Source organism: Geobacillus sp. YHL (assembly GCF_022341265.1).
Taxonomy (GTDB): Bacteria; Bacillota; Bacilli; order Bacillales; family Anoxybacillaceae; genus Geobacillus; species Geobacillus thermoleovorans.
Genome location: NZ_JAEIGB010000003.1, coordinates 142,571 through 164,738 on the forward strand (window position 1 = coordinate 142,571; position 22,168 = coordinate 164,738).

Annotated in this window: 21 protein-coding genes, 1 pseudogene and 1 riboswitch; of the genes and pseudogenes, 15 read left to right on the forward strand and 7 right to left on the reverse strand. The window is 50.3% G+C overall.

All coding sequences use genetic code 11. The annotated features are described in order from the left end of the window. Window positions 1–199 precede the first annotated feature (199 nt). Window positions 200–493 carry an AbrB/MazE/SpoVT family DNA-binding domain-containing protein gene (locus JCR24_RS05100; RefSeq protein WP_013523104.1) on the forward strand — a complete coding sequence of 98 codons (294 nt, stop codon included), beginning with the start codon at window positions 200–202 and terminating at the stop codon, window positions 491–493. A gap of 24 nt (window positions 494–517) precedes the next feature. Continuing rightward, window positions 518–937, forward strand: coding sequence for a type II toxin-antitoxin system VapC family toxin (locus JCR24_RS05105; RefSeq protein ID WP_020754586.1), 420 nt, complete (start codon window positions 518–520; stop codon window positions 935–937). Window positions 938–1,099: 162 nt separating this feature from the next. Here JCR24_RS05105 and metH read toward each other — a convergent pair whose 3' ends face one another. Both metH and JCR24_RS05115 read right to left on the reverse strand, forming a co-directional pair. Then, window positions 1,100–4,510 carry a methionine synthase gene (metH, locus tag JCR24_RS05110; protein WP_238980206.1) on the reverse strand — a complete coding sequence of 1,137 codons (3,411 nt, stop codon included), beginning with the start codon at window positions 4,508–4,510 and terminating at the stop codon, window positions 1,100–1,102. Continuing rightward, on the reverse strand, window positions 4,503–6,350 hold the full coding sequence (locus tag JCR24_RS05115; RefSeq protein ID WP_238980207.1) for a bifunctional homocysteine S-methyltransferase/methylenetetrahydrofolate reductase: 1,848 nt from the start codon (window positions 6,348–6,350) through the stop codon (window positions 4,503–4,505). The genes metH and JCR24_RS05115 overlap by 8 nt, the downstream gene beginning before the upstream one ends. Before the next feature lie 71 nt (window positions 6,351–6,421). Continuing rightward, window positions 6,422–6,524, reverse strand: a riboswitch (SAM riboswitch). Between the two features lie 302 nt (window positions 6,525–6,826). On the opposite strand from JCR24_RS05115, the gene JCR24_RS05120 reads away from it, so the two are divergent. The 10 genes from JCR24_RS05120 to JCR24_RS05165 all read left to right on the forward strand — a co-directional run bounded on the left by JCR24_RS05120 (window position 6,827) and on the right by JCR24_RS05165 (window position 14,947). Continuing rightward, window positions 6,827–6,997: a hypothetical protein gene (locus tag JCR24_RS05120; RefSeq protein WP_015374078.1), complete on the forward strand. Its 171-nt coding sequence runs from the start codon at window positions 6,827–6,829 to the stop codon at window positions 6,995–6,997. Between the two features lie 63 nt (window positions 6,998–7,060). After that, complete coding sequence (locus tag JCR24_RS05125; protein ID WP_011230222.1) at window positions 7,061–7,291, forward strand: uberolysin/carnocyclin family circular bacteriocin; 231 nt, start codon at window positions 7,061–7,063, stop codon at window positions 7,289–7,291. 67 nt (window positions 7,292–7,358) lie between these two features. Next, window positions 7,359–8,978 (forward strand): hypothetical protein, encoded by a 1,620-nt coding sequence (locus JCR24_RS05130; RefSeq protein WP_238980208.1) that lies wholly within the window; start codon window positions 7,359–7,361, stop codon window positions 8,976–8,978. Between the two features lie 13 nt (window positions 8,979–8,991). Beyond that, the gene (locus tag JCR24_RS05135) at window positions 8,992–9,501 is read left to right on the forward strand and encodes a stage II sporulation protein M (RefSeq protein WP_011230224.1); all 510 of its coding nucleotides are present in this window, start codon (window positions 8,992–8,994) and stop codon (window positions 9,499–9,501) included. A 188-nt stretch (window positions 9,502–9,689) separates the two neighbouring features. Then, window positions 9,690–10,340, forward strand: coding sequence for an ABC transporter ATP-binding protein (locus JCR24_RS05140; protein ID WP_011230225.1), 651 nt, complete (start codon window positions 9,690–9,692; stop codon window positions 10,338–10,340). A 122-nt stretch (window positions 10,341–10,462) separates the two neighbouring features. Next, window positions 10,463–11,524 carry an ABC transporter ATP-binding protein gene (locus JCR24_RS05145; protein WP_238980209.1) on the forward strand — a complete coding sequence of 354 codons (1,062 nt, stop codon included), beginning with the start codon at window positions 10,463–10,465 and terminating at the stop codon, window positions 11,522–11,524. After that, complete coding sequence (locus JCR24_RS05150; RefSeq protein ID WP_023633936.1) at window positions 11,521–12,330, forward strand: ABC transporter permease; 810 nt, start codon at window positions 11,521–11,523, stop codon at window positions 12,328–12,330. The genes JCR24_RS05145 and JCR24_RS05150 overlap by 4 nt, the downstream gene beginning before the upstream one ends. Next, the gene (locus tag JCR24_RS05155; protein ID WP_238980210.1) at window positions 12,327–13,130 is read left to right on the forward strand and encodes an ABC transporter permease; all 804 of its coding nucleotides are present in this window, start codon (window positions 12,327–12,329) and stop codon (window positions 13,128–13,130) included. Before JCR24_RS05150 ends, JCR24_RS05155 begins: the two co-directional genes overlap by 4 nt. Continuing rightward, the gene (locus tag JCR24_RS05160) at window positions 13,131–14,204 is read left to right on the forward strand and encodes an ABC transporter substrate-binding protein (protein WP_238980211.1); all 1,074 of its coding nucleotides are present in this window, start codon (window positions 13,131–13,133) and stop codon (window positions 14,202–14,204) included. Window positions 14,205–14,629: 425 nt separating this feature from the next. Further along, the gene (locus JCR24_RS05165) at window positions 14,630–14,947 is read left to right on the forward strand and encodes a hypothetical protein (protein ID WP_015374082.1); all 318 of its coding nucleotides are present in this window, start codon (window positions 14,630–14,632) and stop codon (window positions 14,945–14,947) included. Between the two features lie 127 nt (window positions 14,948–15,074). On the opposite strand, the gene JCR24_RS05170 is transcribed toward JCR24_RS05165, so the two are convergent. From JCR24_RS05170 to pdxR, 4 genes are all read right to left on the reverse strand, one after another. After that, window positions 15,075–15,578 carry a DUF1572 domain-containing protein gene (locus tag JCR24_RS05170; protein ID WP_081132280.1) on the reverse strand — a complete coding sequence of 168 codons (504 nt, stop codon included), beginning with the start codon at window positions 15,576–15,578 and terminating at the stop codon, window positions 15,075–15,077. Window positions 15,579–15,933: 355 nt separating this feature from the next. Beyond that, a complete protein-coding gene (locus tag JCR24_RS05175; protein WP_238980212.1) occupies window positions 15,934–16,713 on the reverse strand; it encodes an ABC transporter permease in 780 nt (259 codons plus the stop codon). A 4-nt stretch (window positions 16,714–16,717) separates the two neighbouring features. Further along, window positions 16,718–17,443 carry an ABC transporter ATP-binding protein gene (locus JCR24_RS05180; protein WP_238980213.1) on the reverse strand — a complete coding sequence of 242 codons (726 nt, stop codon included), beginning with the start codon at window positions 17,441–17,443 and terminating at the stop codon, window positions 16,718–16,720. A gap of 165 nt (window positions 17,444–17,608) precedes the next feature. Beyond that, window positions 17,609–18,988, reverse strand: a complete 1,380-nt coding sequence (gene pdxR, locus JCR24_RS05185; RefSeq protein WP_238980214.1) for a MocR-like pyridoxine biosynthesis transcription factor PdxR — start codon at window positions 18,986–18,988, stop codon at window positions 17,609–17,611. A gap of 120 nt (window positions 18,989–19,108) precedes the next feature. Between pdxR and JCR24_RS05190 the strand changes: the two genes are divergently transcribed. The 3 genes and pseudogenes from JCR24_RS05190 (at window position 19,109) to JCR24_RS05200 (ending at window position 20,798) form a co-directional block, all read left to right on the forward strand. After that, entirely contained in the window at window positions 19,109–19,717 is a 609-nt protein-coding gene (locus JCR24_RS05190; protein WP_238980215.1) for an FMN-binding negative transcriptional regulator, read from the forward strand. 26 nt (window positions 19,718–19,743) lie between these two features. Continuing rightward, window positions 19,744–20,068 (forward strand): annotated as a pseudogene (locus tag JCR24_RS05195) (hypothetical protein). A 19-nt stretch (window positions 20,069–20,087) separates the two neighbouring features. Beyond that, window positions 20,088–20,798 carry a B3/B4 domain-containing protein gene (locus JCR24_RS05200; RefSeq protein WP_060787862.1) on the forward strand — a complete coding sequence of 237 codons (711 nt, stop codon included), beginning with the start codon at window positions 20,088–20,090 and terminating at the stop codon, window positions 20,796–20,798. Between the two features lie 653 nt (window positions 20,799–21,451). Here JCR24_RS05200 and JCR24_RS05205 read toward each other — a convergent pair. After that, the gene (locus JCR24_RS05205) at window positions 21,452–22,105 is read right to left on the reverse strand and encodes a hypothetical protein (RefSeq protein ID WP_238980216.1); all 654 of its coding nucleotides are present in this window, start codon (window positions 22,103–22,105) and stop codon (window positions 21,452–21,454) included. Between the last annotated feature and the right edge of the window lie 63 nt (window positions 22,106–22,168).

The following is a 22,168-nucleotide window of genomic DNA, read 5'->3' on the forward strand; positions in this document are numbered from 1 at the left end:
TTAGTATGGGACGGAGGAGGGGAATTATGTGTGAAGAGGGGATGGACCGTGCTGTTCAATAGATCTGGAAATTTGGGGAACATGTTTTTCTCTTCTGTTCTTTCGTTTCTTGCCATAGAAGTCTTGGGGGATTAGACAATCTTTACTTTTTGATTAAGCAAAGATAAAATGATTAGCAAAGAGGGAAGGAGGATTCGTGATGAAGCCATCCTCACATGAAACGTACACGTATTACTCCACACTTTCTTCGAAACATCAAGTGACGATTCCAATGAAGATCAGAGAAGTGCTTGGGGCAGAACCGGGAGACCAAGTCGCGTTTGTTTATGGGGAAAATCAAGAGGTGACGTTAAAGGTGAAAAAGAAAGATGCGTTGCTATCTTTGTTCGGCACCATGCCGCCTAGGGGGGACAGTCGTCCGATGACATGGGAGGATATTCGCAAACAGGCGAAAGAGGAACGGATGTCCAAGAGGGAAAAGAACGAGGAGTAGATGATAGGGAGAAGAGGATGAAAGGTGTATATTTTAGATACGAACATCATCATTCGTTTTTTAACCAATGACGATGAAGAACAATCTTTGGTTGCCTATCGGGTATTTGAAAAGGCGGTCAACGGTGAATTTGCGTTTCTATTGCATCCTCTTGTCGTGGCGGAATGCTGCTGGGTGCTCGAGTCGAAACGGTACGGGTATACGAAAGGAGAAATCGCAAGTAAGCTGAAGCAAATCATGGAGGCTTCTTGTATTAAGACGATAGACAAAGAAGTTGTTGGAAAGGCATTGGACGATTACGCCCGTTGCAGTGTCGATTTTGCTGACGCGTATCTTTCGGCGCTGGCGCAGCACACTGCATCCATCCAAGGGATCATCACCTGGAACGAAAAAGATTTTCGTCGGCTTGGCGTGGAATGCTATATGCCTGAATCCATCATTTGAATCAATGATGGTTGACACTTGAACAAACATCGCGATTTTCCTAGATCGCCAATTCCTCGTCTTTTTTTGCTAAAAAACGGGAAACATCTCCGCGGCCAAGGGTTGGTGCGTAAAAAGCAAACGAGCTGGCTCACATAGTCCAGCTCGTTTCTCGTTCCCCGCTTATAACACATTGAAATACCGCGCTTCCGGATGGGCGAAGACGATCGCCGAAACCGATGCTTCGGGTTCCATCATATAGCCGTCGGTGAGACGGATGCCGATGTCTTCTGGATGAAGCAGACGGAACAGTTTCTCCTGGTCTTCCAAGTTCGGACAGGCCGGGTAGCCGAACGAGTAGCGCTGGCCCTGGTATTTGGCGGCGAAGCGCTCTTCCATCGTGAAATCGGGGTCGTCCGGGAAGCCCCAGCGGTCGCGCATAATTTGATGGATTCGTTCGGCGAATCCTTCGGCAATCTCGAGCGCCAACGCTTGGATGGCATGGCTTTTCAAAAATTCGCCTTCTTCCTTCCAGTGCTGGGCGAGTTCGCGGACACCATGCCCGGCGGTGACGGCGAACAAACCAACGTAATCCATTTCGCCGCTTTCTTTCGATTTCAAATAATCGGCGAGGCAAAGATGCGGCGCCCGCGGTTGGCGCGGGAAGTCGAACGTCTCGAGCACGGTTTTGCGATCAACCGGATCGTAAACGTAGACGCGGTTGCCGTCGCTTTGCGCCGGGAAGAAGCGGTAGACGCCGGCGGGTTGAATCCAGCCGCGTTCTTTCGCTTCGGCAACGAGTTCGTCGACGACCGCTTTTAACGCCAACGCTTTTTCGTCCCGTTCTTCAAGCAGCCGCTTCACTTTTCCTTTCAAGCCGAGGTGGTGGCCGAGCACCATTTGCCAGTTGACGTACGGCAACACATGGTCAAGCGGCACGTTTCGCAGCACGTGGCGCTCGAGGTCGGCCGGGATGTAGACGGGAACGTCGGTCGAGACGTTCGATTTGACCGTTGCGGCAACGGCTGTTGGCCGCGTCGGCTCGCTTTCGGCTGCTTCTTTTTTCGTGTATTCGATTTCTCCTTGCTGGATTTGGTTGGCGAGCGCGAGCCCGTCCATGGCGTCTTTTGCGTACAGGACGACGCCGTCGTATTCGGGTGCGATTTTGTTTTCGGTAAATTTGCGCGTCAAGGCGGCGCCGCCGACTAAAATGGGCGTTGAGATGCCGGCTTGCCGCAAATCTTGGGCGGTGACGACCATCTGTTGGGCCGATTTGACAAGCAAGCCCGACAACCCGATGATGTCGGGCTGATGTTCGCGCACCGCTTCAATGAGTTGCTGCGGAGCGACTTTAATGCCGAGGTCGATCACCTCGTAGCCGTTGTTGCTTAAAATGATGTCGACCAAGTTTTTGCCGATGTCATGGACATCGCCTTTGACGGTGGCGAGAATGACTTTTCCTTTTGTGCTTCCTTCTTTCTTTTCCATATACGGCTCTAAAAAGGCGACGGCCGCTTTCATCACTTCCGCGCTTTGCAATACTTCGGCGACGATGAGCTGGTTGTTGTTGAACAGCCGCCCGACTTCATCCATGCCGGCCATAAGCGGACCGTTGATGATGGACAGCGGATCGGAGTAGGTCTCAAGCGCCTTTTCCAAATCGGGAATGAGCCCGTCTTTCGACCCTTCAATGACGTAGCGGGCGAGCCGCTCTTCAAGGCTCAAGTTCTCCTCAGCCGGCTTGGCGGCGGTGATTTTGCTTCGGTAAAATTCGATAAAGGTGTTTAATGTTTCATCGCTCGTGTCAAACAAAAGCGCTTCGGCCATCCGCACTTCCTCTTCCGGAATCGAGGCGAACCGCTCAAGCTTCTCAGTGTTGACGATCGCATAATCGAGCCCAGCTTGCGTGCAATGGTACAAAAAGACGGAGTTGAGCACCTCGCGCCCGGCCGGCGGCAAGCCGAACGAGACGTTGCTGATGCCAAGCATCGTTAAGCAATGAGGCAGCCGCTCTTTAATGAGGCGGATGCCCTCAATGGTTTCTTTCGCCGCGTCGATGTATTGCTCATCGCCGGTGCCGACCGGGAAGACGAGCGGGTCGAAAATGATGTCGCGCTCGGGGACGCCGTAGCGGTTCACCAGCAAGTCATACGAACGCAAGGCGATTTCGAGCTTCCGTTCGGCGGTGACCGCCATCCCTTGTTCATCGATCGTCCCGACCACAACGGCGGCGCCGTAGCGGTGTAGCAGCGGCACGACATTGGCAAACCGCTCCTCGCCGTCTTCCAAGTTGATCGAGTTAATGATCGCTTTTCCTTGCGAATAGGTGAGGGCGCGTTCAATGACGCGCTCGTCGGTCGAATCGATGACAAGCGGCACTTTCACTTTTTTCACGACTTCGCGGACGAACTGTTCCATGTCATGGAGTTCGTCGCGGTCTGGGTCGGCGAGGCAGATGTCGATGACATGGGCGCCGTTTTTCACTTGGGCGCGGGCGATTTCCGCCGCTTCTTCGTATTTCCCTTCGGCGATGAGGCGTTTGAATTTGCGCGAGCCGATCACGTTTGTCCGCTCGCCGACAAAGAGCGGGCGCATCGTTTCCTCATAAATGAGCGCCTCGATGCCGGAAACGGCGTGGACATCAAACGAAGACGGGATCGCCCGCGGCGGGAGATCACGCACCGCTTCGGCAATGGCGCGGATATGATCCGGCGTCGTGCCGCAACACCCGCCGACGATGTTGATCCATCCCTTTTCGGCAAAGCGGCGGATTTTCTCTGCCAACATCTCCGGCGTTTCATGGTAGCGGCCTTCCTCATCCGGCAGACCGGCGTTCGGGTAGCAGCTGACCGCCGTGTCAGCGAGCGAGGCGAGCGTGCGCAAATGGTCGGTCATAAACTCGGGGCCTGTCGCGCAGTTTAAGCCGACGGCGATCGGCTTCATATGGCGCACCGAGATGAAAAACGCATCGATCGCCTGCCCGGCGAGTGTCGTGCCCATCGGTTCGATCGTGCCAGAAATCATGAGCGGCACGCGGCGACCGACCGCTTCAAACGCCTTCGAAATGCCGAGAAAACCGGCTTTGACATTCAGCGTATCTTGGCACGTCTCGAGTAGGAGAAGGTCGACGCCTCCTAAGAGCAGTCCGCGCGCTTGTTCTTCGTAGGCGGCGACGAGTTCTTCAAACGTTGCGCCGCCGGTCACCGACAACGTTTTCGTCGTCGGCCCCATCGAACCGGCGACAAAGCGCGGCCAGTCCGTGGTGGAGAACGACTCAGCCGTTTGTTTGGCGAGTTTGGCCGCTTCGATGTTCAGCTCAAGCGCCAAATGACCGAGGCCATATTCGTCAAGCACAATGCGCGTCGCCCCGAACGTGTTCGTTTCAATGATATCAGCACCGGCTTCTAGGTACGCTTCGTGAATGCGGCGGATAACATGCGGGGCGGTGAGGGTCAAATATTCGTTGCACCCTTCATACGCCTCGCCGCCAAAGTCGGCGGCCGATAGGTTGGCGCTTTGGATCATCGTGCCCATGGCGCCATCGATGACAAGAATTTTTCTTTGCAGTTGCTGTTCTAAGGTGACGTTAGCCATGAACAACCTTCCTTTCTTTGGCGGCCGCTTCTTTTTCGTGAATGTAGCGGACAAGCTCGACCGTCATGTCGTAGCGCAAGAACGGCGTGATCAAATAAATGCCGTTAAACAAATCAAACGCAGCGTCAATGAGCGATTTGGCGATAGCGATGCCTTCCTTGGCTGCTTGCACCGGGTCGCCGCCGCACGCCGCCATGCGGGCGCGAATCTCGTCAGAGAGCGTAATGCCCGGCACTTCATGATGCAAAAAGTCGGCGTTGCGCGCGCTCACAAGCGGCATAATGCCGATGTAAATCGGCGTGTCAAGATGCTTGGTCGCTTCGTGCACTTCAACGATTTTCTCTTCCGAGTAAATCGGCTGGGTCAAGAAATAGTGGGCGCCGCATTGAATTTTTTTCTCCATTCGCTCAACTGCTTTATCCAAATGGCGGACGTTCGGGTTGAACGCAGCGCCGATCGAGAAGTTCGTTTTTTGCCCAAGCGGTTTGCCCGAGTACGACAGCCCTTCGTTAAACTGGCGGATCAAGCGGATCAAATCGAACGATGATAAATCATACACCGACGTTGCTCCTGGGAAGTCGCCGATTTTCGACGGGTCGCCGGTAATGGCGAGCACGTCGGTGATGCCGAGCGTATGCAAGCCCATCAAATGCGACTGCAAGCCGATCAAATTGCGATCGCGGCATGTAATATGCACAAGCGGGCGGATGCCGAGCTGCTCCTTGATGATCGTGGCGACAGCGGCGTTGCTGATGCGCGGCGTGGCGAGCGAGTTGTCGGCCAACGTCAGCGCATCGATGCCGGCGTCATGGAGCGCTTTCGCCCCAGCAAGAAACTTGTCAATCCCCAATTTTTTCGGCGGATCCAGCTCCACAATGACCGAGCGGCGCGTGCGGGCGAGCTCGGGAAGCGGAGTCGGCGCGGGCCGATCGGCTTGCACCGATACAGATGCCGTGCGCCGCTTCACCGTTTTTTCCGTCACCGGCGTCCGGTCGGCGAGCGCCTTTGCCATTGCCTCAATATGTTTCGGCGTCGTGCCGCAGCACCCGCCGATCAAGCGCACCCCTTGATCGCGGAACGCTTTGGCCGCCTCTTCAAAATATTCCGCGTTCGTTTCATAGACAAGCCGGCCGTCGCGGTAATCCGGGAGGCTCGCGTTCGGATACGCCGACAAAAATGCGCAATTGGGCAGGGGCACTTCCTCAAGCGACTGAATCATATAGTGCGGACCAAGCCGGCAGTTGAGCCCGACAACATCGGCCCCGAGCGCCTCCAGGCGGCTAAGGGCGTCCGCGAGCGGCGTGCCGTCTTGCAAAACGCCGACTTCATGGAGCGACACATGGGCGATAATCGGCAAGTCCGTCTCTTTGCGGGCGATGGCAAGCACCGTCTCCAACTCTTCCAAATCGTAATACGTCTCGAGCAGCACACCATCAACCCCTTCGGCAAGCAGCACAAACAGCTGCTCGCGAAACGTCCGTTTCACTTCTTCGAGCGTGACGACGCTTTTGTTTAACGTGCGCAGCCCTCCGATCGTTCCGAGCACGTACGCCCCCCCATTGGCTGCTTGCTTCGCCAGTCTTACAGCGGCGCGATTGATCGCCGGCACCTCGTCTTGCAAGCCGTAGCGCGCGAGTTTCACATAGTTGGCGCCGTATGTATTCGTCTGAATGACATCGGCGCCCGCCGCGATATACGCTTCATGAATATGGACGATTTCATCTGGATTGGATAGATTCAATTCTTCAAAACAACGGTCAATGCCGTGCGAATATAAAAGCGTTCCCATCGCCCCGTCGGCGATGAGAATGCGCTCTTTCAACTCATCCAGCAATCCCACGTTCGATTCCCCCGTTTCTCCGTAGTAAAAGAAAAAAGCCTTCTATAAGAAGAAGACTTTTCATTCGCTTCTTCTTATCTTCCAGGCTTCCGCCTGTCTGGATTTAGCACCTTGGCCGCGGGCCAGGTTGCTGAGGGTTCACCGGGCCAGTCCCTCCCCCTCTCTTGATAAGAATGCCGGTATGCAATTGTGCGGTGACGTTTTGATGATTACTATATAATTTAATGTATTTTTCGAAATTATTCAATACGGTGAAGCAAGGAAATTTCAAAAAGAATTTCTTGGATCAACGCTTACCTTGTACCAAGCTCTTAAAAGCATCTCTGTTTCATTTCAATAGCATGAAATATGTCGAAATATGTAAAAAAATTGTCGAACGATTTCTCTTTTTTTTTTAGAGTCAAGGTGTATGATTAAAATGGATGATATTAACAAGGAATTTACTAGAAACCGCATCGCAGACAGGAGTGAAGTGGGTGAAACAATGGTCGTGGCCGTATTTTATTCTGATTAGCCTGCCGCTTGTTGTGTTGATTGGAGTTGCTTTTCGCCTAAAAGCGGCCAGCATGCCCATCAAAATAGGATTTATTGTATTGGTGCTGCTTTACGGCGGGGTTTATTCTCGTTTAGTGCGAAGGATGAGATAGACACAGAATGTTTTTGAAAAAAGTTTTGATCGATTATCATTTACTGGAAGGAGGTGATAGGTTATGAGTTTGCTGGCGCTTGTTGCCGGGACGCTCGGCGTGTCACAGTCAATCGCGACGACGGTTGTTTCGATTGTGTTGACCGGCTCCACTCTCATTTCTATTATTCTTGGGATCACCGCTATTTTGTCAGGTGGAGTCGACGCCATTTTGGAAATTGGGTGGTCAGCTTTTGTCGCGACGGTGAAAAAAATAGTGGCGGAACGAGGAAAAGCGGCAGCGATTGCATGGTAAAAGGCAAAACGGCAGGGGAAAAACTCCCTGCCGTTCCTAATGAGTAAATCAATGTGGGGGAAGAGAAGTGAAACTCGTATGGCTGTTATATCAACAACGACAACGAAGTAGTTTGGCCCCATTGCAGAAAAAATCGCCTTTTTCTCCGAAGATGACCATGTTCTTGGTGGAAGCGGCGAAATGGCTTGTTTCATCGGCTGTGGTTGTAGCCTTTTGCGCTCGATCCTCGACGCTGTTTCGCCCTTCTATGGTTATGGGAGCTCTTTTTTTCATGTCTGTCAGTCCTTTCATAGGAGTTTTGCTTGAGTCCAAAGAGGCATTGCAACGTCAATACCATTATCATTATGTGCGTCTGTCTGGAGTGCGGGATGACGAGGTGTGGCGGCGATTGCTCAAAATCCACTATGCTGTGTCGCTTTTGCGGCTATTGCCGATTTGGTTGCCTCCTTCAATTGGGTTGATGGTGATGTTCGGGATCACAGGCGCATCATTCGTATGGTTTGGACATACGATGTTGTTGCTTCTTTATGTGACATCGCATATAGTGCGTGGCTCAACTTTTAGAGCGATGGGCGCATTTTCTGCCTTTTTCTTTCGAATGGCATCATTCGCGATTGGTTATGTCGTGCTTGCGGCGATTGTGCCGTTGCTGCAATTGTCCCGCCAAGCGGTTCGAATGTATGGGTTGTCGCTCTCTTACCTTGTGTATATGGATGGTTATGTTGCTCATTGGCAACAGCTGTTTTATGAACGCATGACAAGTTGGAGGGAAGGGTGGTTATTTTCAAGTACAACTTTATCATTCATCGGTGCTGGATTCGCTCTGTTGGCTTTGATTTGCTTTTCTTTCACTCGTGCGTCTCATTCTGACAAGACAGCGTACATGCTATATTCATGGCATCAACGTGTCATAGAGTCGTTAAAAATTCGCAGCACGAATAATGCAATTTTATATAAAGATCTTTGTCTGTTAACACGCCAAGCCCGTGAGTTGACGAAACCGCCTTGGTCGCTATTTTTGCCAGGGGAATGGTTTTTAGTTGCAGGAGCGAATTTGGCGCTGTTGCCGATTGTTCATAACGGGTCGATCATTTTGTTTTTGTTTATGTTTGAAATGTATATGGTCATGACAGGCACGTTGCGAGCCATTACCGACGTCTTTCGCGACATTTTTCAGTTTGAAAGCGAGATGGAGCGTCTCACTGTGTTTCGTCTTCTTTCTCCACCTCCTCTTGTACCGTTAATCGAAGCGAAATGGACGCTGCTTGAGCGATTAGGCGTCTACCCATGCATGACGGCAGTAGGATTGCTGCTTCTCGAATACATAGGATTATTGGGGATGAGTGGAGGGCTTTGGGCAGCAATGGGAGCTGTGGTGATGATGCCCGCCTATTCGCTTGTTGTCAAACGGATTTTGCGCACCGATTATGAAGTGTTCTGTCTCGTTTTAGCTAGCGGCGAGCAGGCGGCATTGACATCTCCACGTGATTATGCGGGGTATATGGTGATTGCGGCTGGAAATCATTCGTTTCATCGCTTATTGATTTACATAACCGTTTTTTCATCGCTTCTTTCTGCCTTTTTTATGCTCTTGAAAGGTTGGAGTTGGGCATGTTACAGCGTTTTGTTTGTCTTGATGCTGTACCTTGTATTATGGAATAGTTCTCAATATGCTCGGCGCACGTGAGGAGGCATTTGCGGTGATCAGACGAGCGATTCACACTCATTTGCCGTATATGTTATTGTCGTTAGGTGTGTACATTGTATGTTTTGCTTTTGGAGCAGTGATTTTTTCACAAAAGCTTACGATTCATCCGACTTCCATGGCGTTTTGGACCACTTTAGGCCACAACTTGATGGTTGGAGCCATTTTGATGGTTGGCGGATGGCTGACGCTAGGAATGGCCAATACCCTTTATCTCGGTTACAACGCAGCAATGCTAGGCGTGATCGTGAGAGGAGTCGCCACAGGATATGGCATGCAGCCGTTGATGACCGGTGTCTTTCCTCACGCGATTCCTGAAATCATCGGCCATATCTTGTTTTGTACATTAGGGTACGAGACATGGCGGTTTCTTCAAATCGTCAAAAAAAGAGCAAGAGGAGAAGAAGAAACGCTCTATATACGGGATATCCTCTTTTTACTAGTGCTGGCGGTCGCGCTGCTCATCATCTCAGCATGGTTGGAATCAACGGTGTCTCATGTATAAAAATAGACGGTCTAAAAAGCAGGAGGCTCTTCACCACAACATGTACTTGACAAGCAATACAGCTTCCTGCACAAAGATTTGAAAAAATCACTGATTTGTTGATTTTCCCTTACAAGCGTAAATAGAGTTCAGAAAAAATCAAGTACAACTTTTGGTGAAGAGCCAAGCAGGAAAAGGGGAAGAAATAGATGGAACCGTTATTTTCATTGCAAAACTTGACGTATCGCTATGATGGGGGAGCCACGATTTTTCAGCAATTCTCATTTTCCATTTTTTCAGGGGAGACCGTGCTTCTCACCGGCCCCAATGGAGTGGGGAAAACGACTCTTTTGCATATTATTTCGGGATTGCTCGATAAAGGAGAGCTGCATTATCAAGCCTTTTATAAAGGCAATCCGATTCAGCTTCCCGACATGCGCGCTCATTTGTCTTATGTGACATCCGAGACTGTCATGTTTTCAAAATTGACGGGTTATGAAAATATCGAATGTTTCCGGCTTTTATGGAAGCTGGATCAACAGTACGTCCGCAAAGCGAACGAATTATGCAGTCTGCTTGGAATGGAGGAGATGCTCCCGCTCCCGGTGGATCAGTATTCATTAGGAACAAAACAAAAACTGCATATTGCGATTGCTTTAGCCCGCCCGGTCGAATTGTATTTGATGGATGAACCGTTCAATTCCCTTGATAGGCTAAGTCGCGATCGGTTGGCGGAGTGGATTCAAGGCGACCGTCAACATGCTTATCTCATTGCTTCTCACGTTCATCAAGAGCGCTTCCCTGGCTCCCGCATAATCTCGCTTACACGTCCAAACAATGAAGATAAAATAGAAAAATGACGGCGGGATCTTCAGGAAAAATTCAGTTTTCATACGTGTGATCAAGGATTTTTCCGTTGCACTTTCCACTCTCCTATGTTCTAATTAGGAATAGTGAACATCAAGAAGACGGGGGGCTGGAAGTGAACGGGGAAGAGATCATCCGCTTCGAGCGAGTGACGAAGGAATACGACGGCGCAGCCGTACTGGATGATGTCAGTTTTGCGATGGAGCGCGGGAAGTTTTATACGCTGCTTGGACCGTCAGGTTGTGGGAAGACAACGATTTTGCGGCTGATTGCCGGGTTTATCGAGCCGACGGAAGGAACGATTTATTTCCACGGAAAGCCGATTCAAAACGTCCCGCCGAACAAACGGCAAGTCAACACTGTTTTTCAAGACTATGCGTTGTTCCCTCACCTCGATGTGTTTGAAAACGTGGCATTTGGCTTGCGCGTGAAAAAAATGAAAGAAACCGACATTCGCGAGAAAGTGAGGGAAGCGCTTCGGTTTGTCAACTTAGACGGCTATGAGCGCCGCCGCATTCAAGAAATGTCCGGCGGCCAGCGTCAGCGCGTCGCCATTGCCCGGGCGATTGTCAATGAACCTGAGGTGCTGCTCTTGGATGAACCGCTGTCAGCCTTGGATTTGAAACTGCGCACGGAAATGCAGTATGAATTGCGTGAGCTCCAACGTCGATTGGGCATTACGTTTATTTTTGTCACGCATGATCAAGAAGAAGCATTGGCGATGTCCGATTACATTTTTGTTCTGAATAAAGGAAAAATTCAGCAGTTTGGGACGCCGAAAGACATTTACGACGAGCCTGTCAATCGATTCGTCGCCGATTTCATTGGCGAATCGAACATTTTGTCAGGGCGCATGATCGACGATTTCCTCGTCGAATTTGCCGGCAAACAGTTTGCGTGTGTTGACCGCGGCTTCGCGCCAAACGAACCGGTCGATGTCGTCATCCGCCCGGAAGATTTGGAGCTCGCGGCGCCGGAAGACGGGCAGATCGTCATCCGCGTCGATTCGCTCTTATTCCGCGGTGTCCATTATGAAATTTGCGGCTATGACGAAAACGGCAACGAATGGCTTGTCCATTCGACGAAAAAGGCCGAAGTCGGGGAAACGGTCGGCCTTCGTTTTGAACCGGAAGCGATTCACGTCATGCGACTCGAAAAGGAGGATGAGGACGCATGACGGAACGGGCGTGGCGGAACTGGTATTTAATCCCTTATGGCATTTGGCTTGTGCTGTTTGTCGTGGCCCCGATTGTCTTTTTGGTGTATGAATCGTTTTTGGATCTTGACGGCCATTGGACGTTGTCCAACTACAAATCCGTGTGGACGCCCATTTATTTGAAAATGATGGCGTATTCGTTTTGGTATGCGTTTTTAATCACGCTTGTGTCGCTGCTCATCGGCTATCCGACCGCCTATTGGCTGACGAAGACGCGGCACAAGCAGCTATGGCTGTTGTTGCTTATTTTGCCGATGTGGGTGAATTTGCTGCTGAAGGTGTATGCGTTTTTAGGGCTGTTCGGCACGTACGGGCTGGCCAACGCTTTGTTGAAAGCGCTGGGCGTCGGGCCGCGGCAGCTGTTGTTCACCGATTTCAGTTTTGTCTTTGTGTCGGTGTACATTTTTATTCCGTTTATGGTGCTGCCGATTTTCAACGCGCTGGAGGAGCTGCCGCCATCGCTTGTCGATGCCGCCCGCGATTTGGGCGCTTCGGCTTGGACGACGTTCCGCCGCGTCGTCTTTCCGCTCACGCTTGGCGGAGTGAAGGCCGGCTGCCAAGCGGTATTCATCCCGGCGCTGTCGCTGTTTATGATTACACGCCTTGTCGCTGGCAACCGCGTCATTACGCTCGGCACCGCCATTGAGCAGCATTTTCTTGTCACCCAAAACTGGGGGATGGGGGCGACGATCGCCGTTGTGTTAATGATCGCGATGGCGGTCATCGTCATCCTGACAGGAAGCGGAAGAAAAGAGGGAAGCCGATGAAACGGACGCATTGGTGGGGACGTGTGTACCTGTTAGCCGTGTTTGCCGTGATGTATACGCCGATTGTGTATTTGATGTATTATTCGTTCAACAGCGGCGGGACGATGCACGATTTTCAATCGTTCACGCTCAAGTGGTACCGCGACGTGCTGTCCGACGACCGCTTGCTCATCATCGTTTTGAATACAATCGTCGTCGCGCTGCTGTCGGCGGCGGTTGCGACGATACTTGGGGTCATCGGGGCGCTCGCCATTTACTATGTCAAGCGGCAGCGAACGAAAAACGCTCTTCTCGCTCTCAACAACGTGCTGATCGTCAGCCCAGACGTCATCATCGGCGCTTCGTTTTTGCTGTTGTTTACGATCGCTGGCATTCAACTAGGGTTTACATCTGTGCTGTTGTCCCATATCGCTTTTAGCGTGCCGATTGTCGTGTTGATGGTGCTGCCGAAACTCGAGGAAATGAGCCCGACGCTGATTGATGCGGCTAGAGATTTAGGAGCCAGTCATTGGCAAGTGCTGTCCGGTGTGGTGCTGCCGTTTTTGGCCCCGAGCATATGGGCGGGCTTTTTCATGGCGCTCACGTATTCGCTTGATGACTTTGCCGTGACGTTTTTTGTCACGGGAAATGGGTTTTCGACGTTGTCCGTGGAAATTTATTCGCGGGCGCGCCAGGGCATTTCCTTATCGATCAATGCGCTGTCGACGCTTCTGTTTTTGTTTACGATGCTGCTCGTCATCGGTTATTACGTGCTCAGCCAAAAAGGCGGCCGAATGTACGGGATAGGGGGGCGAAAGTAGGTGAGACGGCTTGTCCAAGGATTTGCGGCCGTGTTCATCGCCGCGTTCGTCCTGATGTTTGTCACTCATCGGCTGAACGAAGCGGAAGGGTACGGCGGAGGCAAAACGGTGACGGTCTACAACTGGGGCGATTACATTGACCCGGCGCTCATTCGCGAATTTGAAAAAGAGACAGGGTGGAAAGTGATTTACCAAACGTTCGATTCCAACGAGGCGATGATGGCGAAAATCGCCCAAGGCGGGGCGACGTTTGACGTCGCCGTTCCGTCCGATTACGCCATCAGCAAAATGATCGAGGAAAAGCTGCTTCTGCCGCTTGATCACCGAAAGCTTCCCAATTTGCAATATATCGAACCGCGGTTTCTCAACTTGCCGTTTGACCCGCACAACCGGTATTCCGTGCCGTATTTTTGGGGAACGGTCGGCATCGTCTACAACCGCGAGATGCTTGGCGGCAAAAGAATGACGAGCTGGAACGACTTATGGGATCCAAGCTTGCGCAATCAAATTTTGCTTGTCGACGGGGCGCGGGAAGTGATGGGGATGGCGTTGAACAGCCTCGGCTATTCGCTGAATGACACGAACAAAGCCCATTTGCAAGAAGCGAAGCGGAAGCTCGACCGGCTTATGCCGAACGTGAAGGCGATTGTCGGCGATGAAATCAAGCTGCTTCTCGCCGACGAGGAAGCGGCCATCGGCGTCGTCTGGTCAGGCGACGCGGCCGAAATCATTGCCGAAAACGACAAGCTCGACTATGTCGTGCCGAAAGAAGGCTCCAACTTATGGTTTGACAACATGGTCATTCCGAAAACAGCGAAAAACATCGAAGGAGCGCACGCGTTCATCAACTTTATGCTCGACCCGAAACACGCGGCGCAAAACGCCGAGTATGTCGGCTATTCGACGCCGAATAAAAAGGCGCTTCGCTATTTGCCAAAAGACATCGCGGGCGATCGGCGCTTTTACCCCGATTTGGATTCAGCAGGGCATCTCGAAGTGTACGAAAACTTAGGAAAACACATGCTCGCCTACTACAACGAGCTGTTTTTGGAGTTTAAGATGCAGCAAAAGTAACCATATAGATGCAACGAAATCGTTTCACATATCCTTGACGAAAAAGTGGCTTATGCATTTTTGACTGTCGAAGGCACAAGCCACAGGCTTGCCTCCGTCACGCTTTAGCGTGACGGAAGACCGAACAACGACTCGCTTCACAGACCCATTCCTGGGTCTTTAAGCGGCGTTGTTCGGTCACTCGACAATCGGATGCAATGACCGGTAAAGTTAAAGCTTTACATTGCATCTATACAATCAGAGCAGGCGCCGCCCTCTGTAATAGGGAGATGGGCGCCTGCTTGTCGTTTGCGTAAAGGGTTGCGCCGCTTCCCTAGCACGCGGGAACGAAGAAGCCCATGGGCGGCTTCACATACAAGAAGGGATCGGACGCAGGGAAGAAGAATAGAAAGACATGATATGATGAAAAAGAGGAGGTGGGAACGTTGCCCAATCATTTGCCTATGGAAGAAAATGTGATGGATATGCTCATCGGCGGCTTTTCGGTTGTGATGTTGATCGCGGTTGTGACAATCGTTTTTCTTTGGCGAAGGAATCGAGAAGGGCGAGTGTTTCTGTGGATATTGGCCCATTTCTTGTTGCTGTCTCTGGCTGTTTCATTTGCGCTGAAGGCGATTTCCTTTGATCTTACCCATGCGCAGGCATCCGAAGAAATCTCCCTCCTTCTTGGCAAGGCGGGGATGGCGTGGGGAGCGGGGATGGTTTGTTTGTTGGTCGGTATTGTGAAACTTTCAAGGCGCTGACCGTGATCCCGATAAGCGATAGGATTGGGAAGGAACAACAAGCAACAAAAAGAAGCCATCCACCTTTATCGGCTGACGGTTCCGAGGGGTGGATGGCGTTTGCAAGATGATTCGAGTAAGGAGTTGCCTATGTTGTTTTTCGATTTCTTGGTATGGTCAGTGTTTTCCAGTTGTTTGCGTTCAGCTGTTTCGCGATATAGACGATTTGCCCGATATGATACGAATAATGGTACATTTGCCGCTCAATGGCTTCGATGACGGAATGGGGTTCGCCGCGGATCGTGACCGTCCGCAACAAATCCGTTTCTTGCAGTTCGTTCAGCGTCTGAAAGAAAGCAGACCACCCCTTTTCCCAGCAATCCATGACTTCTTTGCGCGTATGGAAGTCGTTAATAAACTCATCATCGCGGTTTCGGTCCGGTTTTTCCCCATCCGATGACAAAAAGTCTGTCCAGCGCGACACCATATTTCCGCTCATATGTTTGACAATGATGGCGATGCTGTTTGTCTCCTCATGAAAGCAATGGAACAGCTGTTCCTCCGAACATTGGTCCATAGCCCGTTCGGCGGTCTTTTTCATGTCGAGAAAGCGCGCGCGCACCACTCGCAAATATTCTTGGCCGATGTTCATTCACACACCTCCGTCAAAGAAATGCCATCTCTTTTATTCGCCGTCGATGCGGTGATTTCTTTCTATGTGACGGCAAAAAAAAAGCAACGCCTTGGGCGGACATGACTATGGGTCATGTTTTCGAAGCAGGCGAGTGAATAATCTGATCATAGCGGCACGCTTCTTTGCCCGTGTTGATCAACTGATGTTCGCAGCCGGCGTCGGAATAAAGAGAGCTCTCTTCGCGCAAGATGTCCGTGTTATGAAAACTCCTTTGCTTTCCCTGAGTGCCGAGGATTCATTCGGCATGGTCGCGAAAACATCCTCTCGATTTTCGCCGAAAGGGTGCAAAAGGTGAGGGATAACGTCCACTCTTTTAGACGTAGCTTCCGATTTTTCCATTTTTTCTCGCCCAATGCCATTGTTGCTTCAAGACCAATGAGCCCATGGCCAGCCATAATAGCGAGATACCGAGAGCAGGAAAGAATACGGGCCATCCTTCATTCACTCCTTGCACGGCCCAAGAAAGAGGAGAAAAGCAGTTGAGAATATGAAACGCTGTCGGCAATACATTCGAAGATAGAAAAAATCCTGAGAAGATCAATAAATAATAAAGCAGCACCTCGGTAACGGCTCCCACTTGCTTTAAGCGAAGGGACAGCCCTAAAATGAACACGCCGATTCCCGTCATCCCGATGAGGCTGACGCCGCCAAAGATGACGATCTCCGTTATCATGGATGCGATTCCCGAGAGAATTTCGGAAAATCCGATCATCAAAGCCGCACAAATGAAAAAGAGCGTCACCCACATGGACGATAACGCGATTTCAGCGATCACTACGCCGATCAAAATTTTCCATGGAGCAGTCTTGGTGGAAAGCACTTGCTCGGCGGTGCCGAGATACGTTTCTTCGATCACCGTGTTGCCGAGCTTCGAGATCAAATGAGCACTTAAGTACCAAAGGCTGAAACCGAACAGTTTGACCGTCGCTTCTTTTCCGGTCTGTATCGGGCTTGCGTACAGCGTACCGAGAAAAAAGACAAATTTAATGATAAGTCCAACGGTAAAATCGAACCAATACCGACGATACTCTGCCCTTTTTTTCAAAAAGGAAGCCCATACGACATTCAAAATTTGCGGGGACAACCGACTCACCTCCTTAGGCGGATAGGTTGGAACGAACAGCGGCCAAAAAATGAGTTTCAAGGTCGGCTGGAGTTGAAAAATGTTCTTTTGTGCCACTCCAAACGATTTTTCCGTCTTGGATAAAGACAAACTTATTTCCAACGGCGTGGGCAAAAGGAATGTCATGGGTGGTGATGAGAACGGCTTTCCACCATTGTTTTTCTTCCGTTAACATGGTGCGGATATGATGCTGCGACTCCACATCAAGGCCAAGAGTCGGCTCATCAAGGAACAAAAACGGCGCTCCTTTCATTAAGGCGATCGCAAATGCCAGTTTTTGTTTCATCCCACGTGAAAGGGTTTGGGTAAGACGCTCAGCGTATGGGGTTAGATTCAACACGGCCATCATTCGTTCGGCTCTTCGTTTTGCTTCAGCACGACTCCATTTGTTCAGCAAGCCGAAGTATAAGAGATTTTCCAAAACAGTTAAATAGGAATAGGAGTTGTCAGCTTCTTCAAATACGACCGCAATCGACTCGCGTGCTTCATCTGGATGGCGGACAACATCCACTCCATTGACATAGATGCTGCCGCTGTCTGGTGCGGTAAGCCCGATGATGCACCTTATTAAAGTAGTTTTTCCGGCTCCATTCGGCCCTAACAGAATAAGCCGATCCCCTTCAACCAGTTCGAGAGAGACATCATGTAATACTTGGCGGTTTGGCGGATAGATTTTGTTTACGTCTTGCACGGTGATCATTTTTTTCTACCCTTTCTTTTCCTGTATTTAATTGCATTATACAAAAAAAGAAAAAAAGTAAATATTTAAAATTAACGTGACATTAGAAACCGATCAAAAATACACGCCAAGACAGGGACTCCGGGAGCTTGTGTAAAAAGAGGGTCGTTTTCCTTGAAGTCGTCGTCAACACCACGCTTTTTTGAGCAGTTGGACTCCAAGCTCAATATCCTCGAGCGACAAGCCGCTAAAACCGATCTTGATCATGGGTTGGTCCGGCTGTTGGTTCACAAAATAGCGCGAAGTGGGATACACTTTTACCCCACACGATAGGGCGCGCTGAAGCAACTGTTCTTCTGTACAATCCGACTGAACTTTGATTAACACGTATAAACCGGACTGTTCGCCAATAATGGAGATCATATCTCCAAATGCTTTTCGCAGCAGTGATGTTAAGTGCTCCATTTTTCGTCTATACACGAGGCGCATGCGTTTAATATGGCGGCCCCATTCCCCCTCCTCCATAAATTTGGCCATCGCCAATTGGCTGAGGATGGACGCAGTGCTTTCGAAAAGGCGAAACCGCTGCTGATAACGGTCCAAAAGCGACGGCGGCAACACCATGTAACTTAAGCGAATCCCAGGCAGAAACGATTTTGAGAAATTGCCCAGATAAATGACTCTTGACGAATCAATGGAGGAAAGAGCAGGAAACGGCTTTTGCGTGTAACGGAATTCGCTGTCGTAATCGTCCTCGATAATATAGCCATCGACGTTGTTCACCCATTGAATGAGCCTGTGCCGCTGCTGGATCGGCATGCTGACTCCCATGGGGCTTTGATGCGAAGGGGTGACATAGATGAGCCGCGATCGCCTGTTCTCGAGCGGCGAAAGATCGATGCCGGTTTCGGAAACAGGCACCGTTTCCAGCTGAAAGCGGTGAAACAAAAACGCTTCTCTGGCGCCGTCATAGCCAGGGTCTTCGACGATCACGCTGTTGAACTCATCTTTTAGAATATGGCCAAGGGAGAGAAGCATTTGCTGTGTGCTGCTTCCAATGATGATGGCGTTTGGCTCTGTGATCACCCCGCGGGATTCGAGAAGATAGATGGAGATTTGTTTGCGCAAGCATAATTCCCCAAACGGATCCCCATAGCGAAAACATCCTTTGGCCGCCAATACTTGATTGGAAATTCTTCTCCATGCTTTAACGGGGAAATGATCGGCATCGACGGTATCGGCGCGAAAATCGACAACAACGGACGTTGCTGCTTCCCTTGCCGATTGGCGTGCAGAAATGCGGGCTTTTGGAATGAAAAGAGGTTCCACTTCATTGGCAAAATCCCCTTTTCGTTTTTCCGCGCGAATATATCCTTCCGCTACTAGCTGTTCGTAAGCCATTAAAGTTGTGTTCCGGCTGACATTTAATGATTCGGCGAGTTGGCGAATGGAAGGAAGCGGCTCATTAGCTCGAATGTCGCCTTGTTCAATCATCGATTTTAACTTTTCGTAGATTTGTTTGTATTTAGGCGAGCCGTCCTTCAAGTCAAAAATGATCGTCTTCATGTTCATCCTCCTGACATGTTTATTTTTTTGTTATTGTCACTTTTTTTATGTCAGTTTTGATTATATTATACATTGTGAACAATGGAATGCTGTAATTGAAAAGATGGGGGGAGAGGACTGATGTATATTCCGAAGCATTTTGTCATCAACGATATGTCTGTCGTCTATGAGGTGATCGAGGAGAACAGTTTTGCCACCTTGGTGTCGATGCATCAAGGGGAGCTGTTTGCCACCCATTTGCCGCTGTTGCTCAATCGGGAGAAAACGTGTTTGTACGGCCATTTTGCCCGTTCGAATCCGCAATGGAACGACATTCAACATCAGACGGTCTTGGCGATTTTCCACGGTCCGCATTGTTATATTTCTCCTTCTTGGTATGAAACGAACCAGGCGGTGCCAACATGGAATTATGTGGCCGTCCATGTGTATGGGAACGTGGAGTTGATCGACGATGAAGAAGAAATCATGCAGTCGCTGCACGATATGGTAGAAAAATACGAAGCACCGGGCAGCCGTTACCAGCTGTCAGAGGTCGATTCTAGGATGCTGTCCGGCATGAACAAAGGAATTCAAGCTTTCAAAATCATCATCAAACGAATCGAAGGAAAAGCCAAGTTGAGCCAAAACCATCCTGCACACCGACAAGAACGGATCATCAAGCAGCTCGAGCAAATGCCATTTGAAAACGAAAAGCAAATCGCTTTCCTGATGAAAAAGCAACAGCAGTGAAATAGAAAATGAAGGAGTGAGATGTGATGGATCTTGCGGCGATCGGTGTGTTTATAGTGGCAGCCACGGCGCTGCTCATCGTCCCCGGACCGGCAGTATTGTACATCATGGCTAGGAGCATGAGCCAAGGAACGAAAGCAGGGGTTGTATCGGTGCTCGGCGTAGCTTTTGGGGGCGATATTTGTTGTTCTCGCCTTGCTGAATGACAGCTTGTATGCCATGTTGGCCGCGGGCATCCGCAAACGGCTGGCTGCCAAGAAAGGAAGTGTGAAGGTGATGAACCGGGTGGCGGGCTGTTGTTATATCTTGTTAGGACTATTCTCCGCATTGGCGAACCCTTCGAAACCGTAAGGAAATGGAGGAGTGAATGATGACACGTTTTGTTGTTGAAGACGATGTTTGGGCCATATTTCCCCATGCCAAAATCGGTGTGGTCGTTGCCCAAGGGATTGACAACAGCATCAAGAATGCCAGTGTTTACGAACAAATGCTGCGGGAGGCGGAGAAAGAGGCACGGAAATTCCTAGAGTTTGAAGAGTTGAGCCGCAACCCCGTCATCAGTGTTTGGCGAGAGGCATTTCGACGATTCAGAACAAAAAAAGGGGCGCGTTGTTCGGTTGAAGCGCTGTTGAAAAGAGTGAAAAACGGCCATCACATTCCAACGATCAACCCGCTTGTGGATATCTATAACTGTATTTCATTGCGCTACGGGCTTCCATGTGGTGGAGAGGATATCGACACATTTGTCGGCGACATCCGGCTGGCGCTGGCGGATGGCAATGAACCATTCATCCCGTTGGGAGGAGAGGAAAACGACCCACCGTATGAAGGGGAAATCGTGTATAAAGATGACATGGGAGTCATATGCCGCTGCTGGAATTGGCGGGAAGCCCAACGGACGATGCTCACCGAACAGACGAAGCGCGCCTTTCTTTGCATGGAATCAATAGATGACACAAGGCATGAAGCGCTTCATCAAGCGTTAGAGGAACTGGCCTGTTTAATACAACGCCATCTTGGCGGTACAGTGAAGAAGCACCTATTGGATGCCCGTCATTCGGAAATACCGATAATAGATTAAGGATCGCTTCAGCCGCTTTGCTCTGGTTGCTTCTGCATCGGCCGCCCCGGCGGGGAAGGGGAGGCGATGCGCCTTGTGAGGCCGATTGTCGGAGCGGCGCTGGTGATCACTGTTGCCGATGTTCTGGTCGGAAGAATGGTTGGCGTCTGATGATGGTTGTCTGTTTAACATTTATCGCTTTTGCCGGTCATTGCACCCGGCTGTCGGGTGACCGAACAACGCTGTTTCCAGGTTGTTGTTCGGTCTTCCGTCACGCTAAGGCGTGACGGAGGCAAGCCACACGCTTGCCTTCGACAGTCGAAAATGGGCAAACCACTTTTCTGTCAAGGATATGTTAAACTTCTTTGTTGCATCTATATATATATGCAGCCACTCTTTCACAAAATCAGGAAGTGATTCGCGCCAACAGTCGCGCCACCATAATCGAAGTTTTTTAGTGCTCCATCCGATTTCGGTTGTGCGGAGCGAATGAATGCGCCAATACATCGGCCCGCGGAGAAATACACTTTTCCAAGCAGCCGCTTCCAATTGCTTGGATGATAAAACGGCTGGATGCGAATCACTTTCTGTGAAGACAACGGTTTTGGAAGAATGTTCATTGATGCCAGCGATCCAGGATTGAGATACACTCGCTCCCCTGGAAACGACAGTTTCTACGTTTTTCCTATGTTGACGGTATAGTCGGCATGAGGGGAGAACAAGTGAAACAGATGGAATAGCTGCAAAATATCCGGGGCTGTATGCATTTGGATGTCAACGCACTGATCCAATGGATATCGCTTCACCTCAACGGAAGAGATGAGATAGAGCGCATGGTCGTGTTGGTCATAAAACAGGCGGAGCGAACGAAAAAGCGCCATCCGTTTGAAAAGTCCCGCCGCCATCGATAAAAAGCCGTATAAGAGAAACAGCTCCACAACGGGAGATGGAGAGCCAATCCAAAAATAAGGAATGGCGATGCCGATGAATAAGGCGGAGAAGCCGATGTCAAGCAACGCTCGCTTTTTTTCGCGCGGAACAAGAATTTCTTTTGCCCTTTTCGATTGCAGTTCGGCCATGATGTCATATGTTGGCATGCGGTTTCGTTTTGGCAGCGGGATGACTCCGTAACTGAGCCAAAACGCGCCGAACATCGCAACAGACTGCAGCAATCCGCCTTGAACAAAACCATACCATGCCCAAATCGCTCCAATCAATGCAGCGAATAGGCGGGCGTATAAGGCTGCGTTCCATCTTTCTAATTTTTTGGACGCCCATTGAAGGGAAAAGCCGAGAAGAAACGAAACAACCATCCCCCAATCAGACACACTTGCTTCCTCCCTATACATGACCCTTCTATTGATGAAAAAAACAGGCAGCGCGCTTCTGCC